General features: G+C 64.6%; 9 protein-coding genes. 6 read left to right on the top strand and 3 right to left on the bottom strand.

All coding sequences use genetic code 11. From position 1 onward, the window contains the following. The first annotated feature begins 100 nt into the window (after positions 1 to 100). The 3 genes from ettA to AC51GR_RS14870 all read left to right on the top strand — a co-directional run bounded on the left by ettA (position 101) and on the right by AC51GR_RS14870 (position 7,368). Positions 101 to 1,774, top strand: coding sequence for an energy-dependent translational throttle protein EttA (ettA, locus tag AC51GR_RS14880; RefSeq protein ID WP_496325405.1), 1,674 nt, complete (start codon positions 101 to 103; stop codon positions 1,772 to 1,774). A gap of 87 nt (positions 1,775 to 1,861) precedes the next feature. Next, the gene (locus tag AC51GR_RS14875) at positions 1,862 to 6,676 is read left to right on the top strand and encodes an NAD-glutamate dehydrogenase (protein WP_496325404.1); all 4,815 of its coding nucleotides are present in this window, start codon (positions 1,862 to 1,864) and stop codon (positions 6,674 to 6,676) included. Beyond that, entirely contained in the window at positions 6,676 to 7,368 is a 693-nt protein-coding gene (locus AC51GR_RS14870; protein WP_496325403.1) for a DUF8185 domain-containing protein, read from the top strand. The genes AC51GR_RS14875 and AC51GR_RS14870 overlap by 1 nt, the downstream gene beginning before the upstream one ends. Before the next feature lie 15 nt (positions 7,369 to 7,383). On the opposite strand, the gene AC51GR_RS14865 is transcribed toward AC51GR_RS14870, so the two are convergent. Both AC51GR_RS14865 and AC51GR_RS14860 read right to left on the bottom strand, forming a co-directional pair. Beyond that, the gene (locus AC51GR_RS14865) at positions 7,384 to 9,033 is read right to left on the bottom strand and encodes a glycoside hydrolase family 13 protein (RefSeq protein ID WP_496325402.1); all 1,650 of its coding nucleotides are present in this window, start codon (positions 9,031 to 9,033) and stop codon (positions 7,384 to 7,386) included. A 64-nt stretch (positions 9,034 to 9,097) separates the two neighbouring features. Further along, entirely contained in the window at positions 9,098 to 9,502 is a 405-nt protein-coding gene (locus AC51GR_RS14860; protein WP_496325401.1) for a globin, read from the bottom strand. Between the two features lie 175 nt (positions 9,503 to 9,677). Between AC51GR_RS14860 and AC51GR_RS14855 the strand changes: the two genes are divergently transcribed. The 3 genes from AC51GR_RS14855 (at position 9,678) to AC51GR_RS14845 (ending at position 11,199) form a co-directional block, all read left to right on the top strand. Then, on the top strand, positions 9,678 to 10,367 hold the full coding sequence (locus tag AC51GR_RS14855) for an HNH endonuclease (RefSeq protein ID WP_496325400.1): 690 nt from the start codon (positions 9,678 to 9,680) through the stop codon (positions 10,365 to 10,367). Positions 10,368 to 10,487: 120 nt separating this feature from the next. Continuing rightward, a complete protein-coding gene (ctaJ, locus tag AC51GR_RS14850) occupies positions 10,488 to 10,739 on the top strand; it encodes an aa3-type cytochrome oxidase subunit CtaJ (protein ID WP_496325399.1) in 252 nt (83 codons plus the stop codon). Next, positions 10,726 to 11,199 carry a DUF5130 family protein gene (locus AC51GR_RS14845; protein ID WP_496325398.1) on the top strand — a complete coding sequence of 158 codons (474 nt, stop codon included), beginning with the start codon at positions 10,726 to 10,728 and terminating at the stop codon, positions 11,197 to 11,199. Before ctaJ ends, AC51GR_RS14845 begins: the two co-directional genes overlap by 14 nt. Positions 11,200 to 11,265: 66 nt before the next feature. Here AC51GR_RS14845 and pepN read toward each other — a convergent pair whose 3' ends face one another. After that, on the bottom strand, positions 11,266 to 13,833 hold the full coding sequence (gene pepN / locus AC51GR_RS14840; RefSeq protein ID WP_496325397.1) for an aminopeptidase N: 2,568 nt from the start codon (positions 13,831 to 13,833) through the stop codon (positions 11,266 to 11,268). Between the last annotated feature and the right edge of the window lie 89 nt (positions 13,834 to 13,922).

Genomic DNA, 13,922 nt, shown 5'->3' with positions numbered 1-13,922 from the left:
CAACGCTTCATCTCGGGGAACTGACCCGGCTCAGCGGAGGGCAGAACACGGGCAATCCCTACGCCCATCACCCCTGAACAGCAGGTAGGAAGGCCATTAGATGCCAGAGTTCATCTACACAATGAAAAAGGTGCGAAAAGCACACGGCGACAAGGTGATTCTTGATGATGTCACCATGTCGTTCTACCCCGGCGCGAAGATCGGTGTGGTCGGTCCCAACGGTGCCGGTAAGTCGTCGATCCTCAAGATCATGGCCGGCATCGATCAGCCGTCCAACGGCGAAGCATTCCTCGATCCCGACGCGAGCGTCGGCATCCTCATGCAGGAACCCAAGCTCAACGAAGAAAAGACTGTTCGACAGAACGTCGAAGAGGGCATGGGTCTGATCAAGGAACAGCTCGACCGGTTCAACGAGATCGCCGAACTGATGGCAACGGACTACTCGGACGAGCTCATGGAAGAGATGGGCAAGCTGCAGGAAGCCCTCGACCACGGCGACGCCTGGGACCTGGACTCACAGCTCGAACAGGCGATGGACGCCCTGCGCTGCCCGCCGGCGGACGAGCCCGTCACCCACCTCTCCGGTGGTGAGCGTCGTCGCGTGGCACTGTGCAAGCTGCTCCTGCAGAAGCCCGACCTGTTGCTGCTCGATGAGCCCACCAACCACCTCGACGCCGAGAGTGTCCTGTGGCTCGAGCAGTACCTCGCGTCCTACCCGGGCGCAGTGCTGGCCGTGACCCACGACCGGTACTTCCTCGATCACGTCGCGCAGTGGATCTGTGAGGTCGACCGCGGAAAGCTCCACCCGTACGAGGGCAACTACTCGACGTACCTCGAGAAGAAGGCCGCCCGTCTCGAGGTCCAGGGCAAGAAGGACCAGAAGCTGCAGAAGCGCCTCAAGGAAGAACTGGCGTGGGTGCGGTCCGGATCCAAAGCCCGCCAGACCAAGAACAAGGCCCGTCTCGGCCGGTACGAAGAGATGGCAGCCGAAGCCGAGAAGATGCGCAAGCTCGACTTCGAGGAGATCCAGATCCCGACGCCTCCGCGCCTCGGCGATGTGGTCGTCAACGTCAGCCACCTCGACAAGGGTTTCGACGGTCGCGTGCTGATCAAGGACCTGTCGTTCACGCTCCCGCGTAACGGCATCGTCGGAGTCATCGGCCCCAACGGTGTCGGTAAGACGACACTGTTCAAGACCATCGTCGGACTCGAAGAACCCGACTCGGGCGAGGTCAAGGTCGGCGACACGGTCAAGCTCAGCTACGTCGACCAGAACCGCTCGAACATCGATCCGAAGAAGAACGTCTGGGAGGTCGTCTCCGACGGCCAGGACTTCATCACGGTCGGCCAGAACGAGATGCCCTCACGCGCTTACGTCAGCGCATTCGGGTTCAAGGGACCGGACCAGCAGAAGCGGGCCGAGGTTCTCTCCGGTGGTGAACGCAACCGCCTGAACCTGGCGCTGACCCTCAAAGAGGGCGGCAACCTGATCCTGCTCGACGAGCCGACCAACGACCTGGACGTGGAAACGTTGAGTTCGCTCGAGAACGCGCTCGAGTTGTTCCCGGGCTGTGCTGTGGTCATCTCGCACGACCGGTGGTTCCTCGACCGCACCTGTACCCACATCCTGGCGTGGGAAGGCAACGTCGAAGAGGGCAAATGGTTCTGGTTCGAGGGCAACTTCGAAGCGTATGAGGCCAACAAGATCGAACGTCTCGGCGCCGAGGCCGCCCGTCCGCATTCGGTGACACATCGCAAGCTGACCCGCGATTAGCAATTCGCCGACCGTCGGCGGTCACTACATTTGAAGGCAGCCCCTCGGAGATCCCGGGGGAGACCGATCAACTGGAGTGTGACGGTGATGGTCGGATCGACGCAGTCTGATTTCGCGGATACCCCGTCGGAGGACCTGCCAGAGTCTGTGAAAGCCCTGCTGGGACAAGCAATCAGTGGGTACTTCCACGGGCCGGGGACCCGTCGGCAGACGTCGTGGGATGAGCTGGGATCGGCGAGGCGATCCCAGCTCTTCCGGCATCTGGGTCTGGGCCAGGTCAGGGCACCGGACACGGCGGTGATCGACATCGACCACGACGGCGGGTCGGTGTTGATCGCAATGGTTGCCGACGACATGCCGCTGCTCGTCGAGTCCGTGGTGGCCGGCATCGAGGCGGCCGATCTGATGGTCGTCCGCATCGATCACCCGATTCTGTCCGTGGTCCGTGACGCCGACGGCGTCCTGCTGGAAGTGCACGGTCCCGAGGTCTCCGGCGGCACCACCGGGCGTGTCCGGATCACCGAGTCCTGGATCTACGTGGAGGCGACCCCGACCACGTCGACGATCGATCTCGAACGAGTCCGGGAAGAACTCGACACCGTCGTCGGACGGATCCGCGACGTCAATCAGGATCGAGCCGCGATGATCGGACTGATCGCCGGTCTTGCCGACCTGTTCGGCGCTTATCCGACGGCCGACGTGCCGGACGGTCTGGACCGGGCGACGGCATCGGATCATGCGCAGATGCTCGGTTGGCTCGCCGAGCAACATTTTTCGCCCTATGGCTACGTGCACTGCACCGGCACCGCGGGCAATCGGACCGCAGAACCGCAGACCGGTCTGGGGATCTGGCGGGGTGACACCGCTGCGCACCGAACCGATCCCGGAGCCGGCCCGGTGACCGTGCGGCAGCTCTATCTGCCGACCAGGATCCAACGGTCGAACTTTCCCACCTTGGTCACGATCGCCGACTACGACACCGACGGGACCCGTAAGGGCGATCACGTCTTCGTCGGGAGCTTCACCTCGACGGCATTGCACGAGAACATCCTGGCGATCCCGGTGATCGACACCAAGGCCGGCGACGTCCTGGCCAAGGCAAAGTTCGATCCCAGTTCGTTCAACGGCATGGCAATGCTCGAGTTGATGCAGACCCTGCCTCGAACCGAACTCTTCTCCATGTCCGCCGACGAACTGGCGCGGACACTGTCGGCGGTCCTCGAGGCCGTCCCCAATCGGCAGATCCGGGTGTTCTTGCGTCCGGAACCGGCCGGCGAGATCGTCTCGGCGCTGGTCTATCTGCCGCGCGACCGCTACACGACCCGGCTGCGCAAGACCCTGCAGCAACTGCTGCTCGACGAACTCGGCGGTGGACAGCTCGAATACACCGCCCGGGTCAGCGAATCGGCGCTGGCGCAGCTGCATGTGGTGATGCGGGTCCCGGCCCGCGACTGTCGTGCACTGGGCAGCCTCGCGGTGGGTACGCCGGGGCAGATCGCGTTGCAGGACAAGCTGGTCGAGGCGGCGCGTGGTTGGGACGAATTGCTCCGCGAGGTGGCGGTGGGCGATGCCGGGGACCTCGATGAGATCGCGTTCTACGCGGCGACGCTGCCCGACAGCTACAAGGACGTTCGCAGCCCGGCGGAGGCATACGTCGACATCGCGATCGTCGAATCCCTGGACGACGGCGATTTCTACGTGCGTCTGTACCGGCCGTCCGATGACGCGGCGCGCAGCGGTCAGGACTGGCGCTTCGCGTTCTATCTGTGCGGGCGCGCGGCGACTCTGACGGAGATCTTGCCGGTCTTGCACAGCCTGGGCGTCAACGTCCTCGACGAACGTCCACTCGCGATCGAGCGCCAGGACGGCCGACGGTGTTTCGTCTACGAGTTCGGACTCTCACTGGCCGACGGGATGACCGTCGACGAGCAGAATGTAGCCGACGTCGAACATCGTTTCACCGAGGCGTTCTCGCAGATCTGGCGCGGCGACGCAGCGGTCGACAACTTCAACGAACTGATCTTCCGATGTGGTCTGACCTGGCGCGAGGTGGCAATGCTGCGCGCCTACGCCAGCTATCTGCGCCAATGCGGAAGTTCTTACAGCGCAACACATGTGGCGGCGGTACTCGGCAGCAACACGATGGTCACCAAGTCGCTGGTCGAACTCTTCCGGGCCTCGTTCGACCCACGGGTCGCCGACGAGGACCGCCGCAACGAGGTGCTCGAACGGTTGTCGGCGGCGATCGGCGACATCATCAGCATGGATGTCGACCGGATCGTCAACGCATATGCCTCCGCACTGTCGGCAACGGTCCGCACCAACTACTTCGGCACCGATCGTGACGGGCAGCAGCACCACACCCTCAGTTTCAAGCTCCGGCCCCGCGAGATCCCCCAGACCCCGTTGCCGCGGCCGTTGTTCGAGATCTACGTCTACTCGCCACGTGTCGAAGGCGTACATCTGAGATTCGGGTCGGTGGCACGTGGTGGCCTGCGCTGGTCCGATCGGCAGGAGGACTTCCGCACCGAGGTCCTGGGATTGGTCAAGGCCCAGGCGGTCAAGAACGCGGTGATCGTGCCGGTCGGTTCCAAGGGTGGATTCGTGGTCCGGCGCCCACCGCTGCCGACCGGTGACGCGGCGACCGACCGCGATGCGATCCGGGCCGAAGGCATCGAATGCTATCGCCGGTTCATCTCCGGACTGCTCGATGTCACCGACAACATCGATGCGAAGTCAGGCGACGTCGTCGGGCCCCCGGAAGTGGTCCGCCGCGACGGAGAGGACCCTTACCTGGTCGTGGCCGCCGACAAGGGGACTGCCTCGTTCTCTGATATCGCCAATGATGTTGCCGCACAATATGGCTTCTGGCTCGGTGACGCATTCGCCTCAGGTGGTTCGGCCGGATACGACCACAAGGCCATGGGTATCACCGCCCGAGGTGCCTGGGAATCGGTGAAGCGGCACTTCCGGGAAATGGGTGCCGACACCCAGACCGAGGACTTCACGGTTGTCGGGATCGGCGATATGAGCGGCGATGTGTTCGGCAACGGAATGCTGTTGTCCCAGCACATCGGCCTGGTGGCCGCATTCGACCATCGGCACGTGTTCATCGACCCCGACCCGGACCCGGCCGCGTCCTTCGCCGAACGCCGGCGTCTGTACGACCTGCCCCGGTCGTCGTGGGCGGATTACCGCACCGACCTGGTCAGCGAGGGCGGCGGTGTGTGGCCCCGGGATCAGAAGGCGATACCGATCAGCCCCCAGATCGCCGACGCGCTGGGACTGGCCGACGACATCACGACGCTGTCTCCGCCCGAACTCATCCGCGCCATCCTGCTCGCACCGGTCGACCTGTTGTGGAACGGCGGGATCGGGACCTATGTGAAGGCCAGTACCCAGTCCCATGAGCAGGTGGGGGACAAGGCCAACGATGCGATCCGGGTCAACGGGAATGAGTTGCGCGCCAAGGTCGTCGGTGAAGGTGGCAATCTCGGGCTGACAGAACTCGGCCGCATCGAGTTCGCGCTCGGCGGTGGTCGGGTGAACACCGACGCGATGGACAATTCTGCCGGTGTCGACTGTTCCGATCACGAGGTCAACATCAAGATCCTGCTCGATTCGCAGGTCTCGACGGGCAAATTGCCCGCTGTGCAACGAAATCCACTGCTGGAGTCGATGACGACCGAGGTCGGGGATCTGGTGCTGGCCGACAACGTCTCGCAGAACGCGGAGCTCGGTACCAGCCGGGCCGGTGCCGAAGAGTCGGCCGAGGTCTACACCCGACTGCTCAAAGAACTCTCGGGGCACGGTGTCGACCTGCGGCTCGAGGCCCTGCCGCGTCCGGACGAATTGAGGAAACGTGGAAACACCACCGGCCGTCGGGGTTTGACCTCGCCCGAACTGGCCACCGTGATGGCGCACGTCAAGCTGTTGCTGAAGGCGGACATGCTCGCGGGTGAACTTCCGGACAACGATGTGTTCTCCTCGCGCCTGAGTGCCTACTTCCCGGCCGCGTTGCGGGAACGTTTCGCGGAGGGGATCGCAACCCACCAGCTGCGACGTGAGATCGTCACCACCACAGTGGTCAACGATCTGGTGGACAACGGTGGCATCACGCACGTCTTCCGTCTCTGCGAGGGCAGTGGCGGCGAGCCGGTCGACGTGGTGCGGTCCTATCAAGTGGTCACCGAGGTCTTCGGCCTGCACGCGCTGTGGTGGGCGATCGCCGCGGCCCCGTGCCCGGTCCCGACCACCGACGCGATGATCGTCTACACCCGTCGACTGCTGTTCCGGGCGTCCCGGTGGATGATCGCCGGACGCCCACAGCCCCTGGCGATGGCTGCCGAGGTCACCCGGTACGGCGAGCTGGTCGCTGAGCTGTCACCGCATCTGCCGGGGTGGCTGCGCAACGACTCGGCGCAGGTCGTGAACAGTCACGCCGCCCGACTGCACGCAGACGGCGCCCCGGAGGACGTCGCCGAAGCCGTCGCGCTGAGCCTTCATCGCTTCTGCCTCCTCGACATCATCGATGCCGCGGAGATCTCGGACCGCGACCCGATGGAGGTCGGTGACCTCTACTTCGCGCTGATGGACCATCTCGGGGTGGAGAAACTGCTCAGTGCGGTCTCGGATCTCGACCGCATCGACCGGTGGCACTCGTTGGCGCGGCTGGCATTGCGCGACGATCTGCACCAGGCGCTGCGATCGCTGTGTCTGGTGATCCTGGACTCCGGTGAACCCGACGAATCAGCGGACGAGAAGATATCCGAGTGGGAACTGCACAACACCTCGAGGCTGTCCAGGGTCCGCGCGACACTCGCAGACATCGCTGAGAGTGGAAACCTCGATCTGGCAACCCTTTCGGTTGCCGCTCGACAACTGAGGAGCATCATCCGCTGATGGCCGAATTGACACTGTCCGCCCGAGATCGGACCGATCTGGCGGCGTTTGCCGGTCGGGCCCTGCGCGCCGACGATGTCGCCGTGATCCGGATCAAGCGGCGACCCGATGGACTGCTCGGTGTCTGGGTGAACACCGGATTCGATGTTCTGGCCAGCCGCGTGGTCGCCGGATCGATGTCCGGCGACGACGTGGTGTGCGGTGCGTCCGAACTGCGAAGTGTCTTGCGGGCGAACAGAGATGACCCCGCGGCGAGCACCGTGGACACCGGGTTCGCGCTCGACAGCGCCTGGCGCGGTGCGCTGCCGTCCACCGATGGGTTCACGCACGTCGACGACATACCCGCACGAGTGCTGGTGCAACTGTCCAGGACCGGCGCCGAGGTGGCGCGCACACAGGGCAGCGGACACGGGTCGCCGACCTCGCTGCTCGACCAGCAGGTCCTCGATGTCTCGTCCGAGTCGTCGGATCAGGTTGTCGGGGTGTCGATGCGCTCGGTTTTCGCCTTGACCGCAATGGGTTTCGTGCGAGCGGCCGACAACCGCGACGTCACCGAGACCTCACCCATCGAGGACATCGACGACGCCGAGATGGTCCGGGTCCGGGCCACCACGGTATGGGCAAGGCTCGACGCCCGATTCGGATCGGTCTACCAGCGCCGAACTCTGCCCCTGGGGCTGTCGGTCAACTAGCCGGTGCCCGGCGCTTCAGACGAGCCACACCGCCGCATTGGGTGGCAGTTTGCCGTCGACCAGCGGTGCGCTGGAGAGCAGGACCTCACCGGGTGGCAACCCGATGGGTTCGTCCCCGGCGTTGAGGGCGCAGACCAGCCTGCCGAGTGACCGGCGGAACGCCAGACATCCGGACGGGGCGCCGTACCACTCGATGGCCTCGCCGGCGAACTCCGGACGTGTCTTGCGGAACTCGATCGCCTGCCGGTACAGCGACAGCGTGGAGCCCAGGTCTTCGAGCTGATTCTCGACCGTCAACGCAGCCCATTCCGCGGGGATCGGCAACCAGGTGTCCGGGTTGCTCGAGAAGGCGAACGGGGGAGCGGTGCCCTCCCAGGGCAACGGCACGCGGCAACCGTCGCGTCCGCGTTCGGTGTGTCCCGACCGCTCCCAGACCGGGTCCTGCAGCACGTCATCGGGCAGATCGACGTTGGGAAGGCCGAGTTCGGCGCCGTTGTAGATGAACACCGCGCCGGGCAGCGCGAGTTCGACCAGGATCATCGCCCGGGCGCGATCAATACCGGCCTGCGGTGAGTCCTCGGAGGCGTACCGGGTGACCTCGCGCTCGACGTCGTGGTTCGACAGCGTCCAGGTCGGGGTGCCCGAGACGAACGCGACGGCCTCGAGCGAATGCTCGATCGCCTCACGGACGGCCTCCGACTCGAAGGGGATCTTCGCAAGCCGGAAGTTGAAACCCAGGTGGAGTTCGTCGGGGCGCACGTATTCGGAAAACCGCTCGTTGTCCTGCACCCAGATCTCGCCGACCGTCATCGCATCGGGATAGTCGTCGAGGACCGCGCGGATCTGTCGATGGATGTCGTGGACGCCCGGATTGTTGAACCGGGGATCGTCGTCGGCGTTGCTGAGCAGGCCGACGCCCTCGAGGTCCATGTCCGGAAGCCCCTCGGGCTTGGCCATGCCGTGGGCGACATCGATCCGGAACCCGTCGACACCGCGGTCGAGCCAGAACCGCAGCGTCTTCTCGAGGTCGGCGAAGACCTCGGGATTGTCCCAGTTCAGATCGGGCTGTTCGGTGGCGAAGATGTGCAGGTACCACTGGCCGGGTTCGCCATCGGCCTCGGTGACCCGGGTCCAGGCCGGTCCGCCGAAGACGCTGCTCCAGTTGTTGGGCGGTTCGCTGCCGTCCTCGCCGCGTCCGTCGCGGAAGATGTAGCGCTCACGGGCCGCGCTACCGGGCTCGGCGGCAAGCGCCTCGACGAACCAGGGGTGCTGGTCGCTGGTGTGATTGGGGACGAGGTCCATCGTGACCTTGATGTCGCGTTCGTGGGCCTGCCGGATGAGCGCGTCGATCGCCTCGAGACCGCCGAACAGTTCGTCGATGTCGCGTGGGTCGGACACGTCGTACCCGTGGTCGGCCATCGGGGACTTCATCACCGGACTGAGCCAGATGGCATCCACGCCGACCAACTCCAGATAGCCGAGTTTGTCGATCACACCGGGGATGTCGCCGATGCCGTCACCGTTGTCGTCGGAGAAAGAACGGGGGTAGATCTGATAGAAGATCGCGTTCTGCCACCACCGGGGATATCCGGAATCGGCCGGCGGGTGATCCTGCGTCGAAGCATTGCTTGCGGCCTCGGAAAGATCATTCGTCTCGTCACTCACGTGATTTATCTTGCCTCACGCCCCACCGAACGTCACGATCACATCGCCGTAGCAGGTCTCGCTGTCATATCGGCGAGTTCATCATGGAGTCTGCTGCCATCTCGACGTAGTCGATCAGAGCCTGTCGATGGGGCTCGTCCAGGCGCTGCGAGTCGATCGATGCGATCGCGATGTGCATGCATCGCAACCACGCCGCCTTCTCGATGGGCCCGATGCGGAAGGGGTTGTGCCGCATCCGCAATCTCGGGTGTCCGCGTTCGTCGGAATACGTTCGCGGTCCACCCCAATACTGCGCGAGGAACATGCGCATCCGTCGCTCGGCCGGACCGAGATCTTCTTCGGGGTAGAGCGGTCGCAGGATCTCGTCCTTGGCGACTTCCTCGTAGAAGCGGGCAACCAGGTCGACGAATGTCTGTTCGCCGCCCACCGCCTCGTAGAACGTCTGCGGAGAAGTAGTCACGGCACCCATTGTTCCACTCTGTGAGCACTCGGGTGCGGCCGCGCCCGTCGGTCGGTTTCGGGTCCGGACACCCAGAGTTCACACAATTGCCGCGAGCGAGGCGCATTTTGCCTCGCATTTGTTCGGCATCCGTGTTGAACTGAATCGTTCCCATCGAGGTCGGTTGGTTTGGCCGGGAGGTCAGATGTCGCGGACGAAGGCGCAGCGTAAGAAGGGCCACGCGGGGTATGACCGCGTCTCGACCACAAGTGATGGACGCGTCAGATCGCGTGGTGAGGCAAGTGTGTCCACGTTGGACACCGGACCCCGCTCCGTCGACGCGATCGGTGTGCCGCCGGCCGTCGGAACCAATTCGCGCTGGGGCAAGCACCGTGTGCTGCTCCTGAACGCGACCTACGAACCACTTGCCGCGATCTCGATACGCAGGGCGATCGTGTTGGTGCTCCGTGAGCGGGCCGATGTCATCCACGAGGACGGCGCCGGCCCGCTCATTCATTCGGCGGAGATGGCGATGGCCGTGCCGTCGGTGATCCGGCTGCGGACGTACGTGCGGGTGCCGTATCGCGCGGTCATCCCGATGACGCGGGCCGCACTGATGCAGCGCGACCGGACGCGTTGCGGCTATTGCGGTGGCAAGGCCGACACGATCGACCATGTGGTGCCGCGCAGTCGCGGTGGGACGCACACCTGGGACAACTGCGTCGCCTGTTGTGCCTCGTGCAACCACAAGAAGGCCGATCGTCTGCTCTCGGAACTGGGATGGACACTCAAGGCTTCACTGACCGCGCCGAAGGGCCGGCACTGGCGGCTGCTGGCGACGGTGAAGGATTTCGACCCGGCATGGTCGCGTTATCTCGATGTGGGTGCGGCCTGAGCCGGGTCGGCGGGCATCGGCGTACCTTGTTTCGACGCGCCGGGTGACCTCGGCGAAGCAGCGCCGGTGCCGTCGGCTAAGTTTTGACACAAGAGTCGAGCGGTTCTGAAGGGCGGAACGATGGAAGACCTGATTGTGGCGATCGGCATGCCGACCATCATCATCACTGTCATTTCTGTGGTGTTGGTTGTCATGGCGTTGGTGTTCACCAGCGGTATCAAGTACCCGAAGGTGAAGTTCTACACGATCGACCAGAAGTGGGAGCATGGACCGTTGCTGCTCAGCGCAACCGAAGCAGCACCCGTGGCCCCGCTGTACCACGGGCACGGAACGGACGATTTGATCGGAGGCTCGGCAAGTGGCAAGTGGTGATGTGGTCAAGTCGACCGTCGATCCCGAATCGCTCCCCATGGGCTCGGCCCTGACCCTCAGTGGTCGGGTGTCGGCAGCTCGTTTCCCGGAGGACGTCCCGTCCACGCCACCGTTCAAGACGGACGAACTGGTGGCACTGGACGAGGCATTGTTCGATGCGACCGATCAGACGGGTATCCGTTTCTCGGTGTTCATCGGAGACCTGGGCGCTGACCCGGTCGCCGGTGCCGCGGCGATCCTTCCGAGTGCTCCGGAACCGGAACATGCCGCGCTCATCGCGGTGTCGCCGAACACCAAGGACGTAGTGGTCGTCTCCGGCAAAGAGGTCGCCACCCGTCTCAACGATCGGGTCGCCCAGCTCGGTGTCACCGCGGCGATCGCGGGCATCCGGTCCGGCGACCTCGTCGACGGATTGATCTCCGCCATCCGCGTGATCGCAGCGGCCGTCACCGTTCGCTGATCACGATCTGAACAGACAAAAGGGGCGGGGCAACCAATTCGGTTGCCCCGCCCCTTTTGTGTCTGTCTAACTCTTGTCGAAGGTGCGGGCCCGCAATGTCCGGGCCACGGTGTCGCGTCCTTCGGAGATCAACCGGCGCAGTGCCGGCGGATGGTCGGCCGCCAGCAGTTCGTCGGCCAGCGCCAGTGCGTCCTCGTCGACTGCCCAGTTCGGGTACAGCCCGACGACCACGGTCTGGGCGACCTCACTCGAACGCCGCTGCCACACCTGCGGGGCGACCTCGAAGTACTTCGAGGTGTAGGGCGCCAGGAGCGCGCTCTGACCCGGTCGGTTGAATCCGGCGATGATCGAGCGGCCCAACGTGTTCGAGAGGCTGTCGTCCTCGGTCACGGTGGTCCACGCCTGCGCTTTCGCCTCGGCCAGCGGACGTGAGGCCCGTGCCTTGGCGGCCTGCCTGCTGCCCGCGGAGGTGTTGTCCCGGGCGAGTTCGGCGTCGATCAGCGGGCTGTCGGCCGGATCGGTGTCGATGGCCCCGGCGGTGGCCAGCGCCTGCACGATCGACCACCGCAGGTCTGTGTCGACGGTGAGCCCGGCCAGCCCCTGATCGGCGGGATCGGAATCGAGCAGTGCCCGGACCACATCGGTCTGCTCAGGAGCCAGCACGCCGGCGAGCAGCGTGTTGACGAAGGCCAGCTGATGGTCGGAACCGGGCTGCGCCGCCCGGGCGAGTTCGAGTAGCCGGGCGCTGAACCGGGGCCACCCCACACTCGTTGCCCACTCCGGATCGGCGTAGCCGTCGATTGCGGTCTGCGCTTGCAGGAGCACCCGCTGCACGACACCGATCTCGGTTTCGGTACCGATGTTCTGCTCCACCAGCGCGGCGAAATCCCGGGCGCGCATCTCTGCCTGCCGGGTCATCTCCCAGGCCGCCGACCACACCAGCGTGCGGGGCATCGGCTCGCTGATGTCGGCGAGCCGGCTGGTCGCGGTGGCCAGGGAATCGGGATCGAGCCGGACCGAGCAGTAGGTCAGGTCGTCGTCGTTCAGCAAGATCAGCTGTCCGCGATCGACCCCGACCAGCTCGGCAACGGAGGTGCGGTCCCCGGTGACATCGAGTTCAACTCGCTTGGTGCGGACGAGTTTTCCGTCCACATCGTCGTACACGCCGACCGCGAGGCGGTGGGTACGGGTTTCGCCCGCGCCGGGTGCCGCCCCGTCCTGGAGGATGTCGAACCGCGTGAACGCCCCGGAATCGTCGAGGTCGAAGTCCGGCCGGATGACGTTGATCCCGGTCGTCTTGAGCCACTGTGAACCCCAGTCCGAAAGGTCGCGGCCCGACGCCTTCTCCAGTGCGCCGAGGAGATCGGCGAAGGTGGCGTTCCCGAACTGGTGGGCCTGGAAGTAGTCGCGCAGGCCGGACAGGAACTCTTCGAGACCGACGTATGCGACCAGTTGCTTGAGCACCGAAGCGCCCTTGGCATAGGTGATTCCATCGAAATTGACCTCGACGGCGGCGATGTCCGGGATGTCGGCCGCCACCGGGTGGGTGGACGGGAGCTGGTCCTGCCGGTACGCCCAGGACTTCTCGACGTTGGCGAATGTCGTCCAGGCGTTCTTGTACTCGGTGGCCTCCGACTGGCACAGCACCGAGGCGAACGTGGCGAAGGACTCGTTGAGCCACAGGTCATCCCACCACTGCATGGTGACGAGGTCGCCGAACCACATGTGTGCCATCTCGTGCAGCACGGTCTCTGCGCGACGTTCGTACAGGTATTTGGTGACCTTGGACCGGAAGACGTAGTCCTCGAGGAACGTCACCGCACCCGCGTTCTCCATGGCGCCGGCATTGAACTCCGGGACGAAGAGCTGGTCGTACTTGCCGAACGCATACGGAATGCCGAAGTTCTTGTGGTAGAACTCGAAACCCTGTTTGGTCTCGGTGAACAGCCGCCCGGAATCCATGAACTCGGCCAGTGACGAACGGCAGAAGATGCCGAGGTCGATGGTGCCGTGTTCGTCGGTGTAGTGGTCCGTCCACACCGCGTAGGGGCCGGCGATCAATGCGACCAGGTAGGTGCTCAGCAGTGGGGTGGTCGCGAACGTGTGCTTCCCCGGGGACGTTTCGGTGCCGGCCCCGTTGGAGATCACCTTCCAGTCCGTCGGAGCGGTGACGGTGACGTCGAAGGTCGCCTTCATGTCCGGCTGATCAAAACAGGCAAACATTCGTTTGGCGTCGGCGGTTTCGAACTGTGAGTACAGGTACACCGCATCGTCGGTGGGATCGACAAAACGATGCAGACCCTCGCCGGTGTGTGAATACACGCAGTCGGCGACCACGACGAGGGTGTTGTCGGTGGCCAGGTCGTTCAGCGCCAGGCCGTCCTCCTCGGTGTATCCGGAGACGTCGAGGTCGGAGCCGTTGAGCGTGGCGCTGTGCACGGTCTGCGCGATGAGATCGACGAACGACGAGGAGCCTGCCGTCGCGGTGAAGGTGATGGTCACCGCCGACCGGAACGTCTTCTCGCCGGGTTTGCCCGCGCCATCGGTGAGATCGAGATCGATCGCGTAGTTGGAGACCGAGATGTTCGCCGAGCGTTGGCCCGCCAGATCACGGGTCAAATTTGGTGCCGCCACGTTGCCTCGATTCAGGAGAGATTTGCCGGTTGCTACACAACTACCGTATTGCGTGTGGGCTCTTGCCGTGGTTCGGGGCAGGAGGGAAT

Source organism: Williamsia sp. z71 (assembly GCF_059553375.1).
This window is presented reverse-complemented; position numbering and strand designations above follow the sequence as displayed.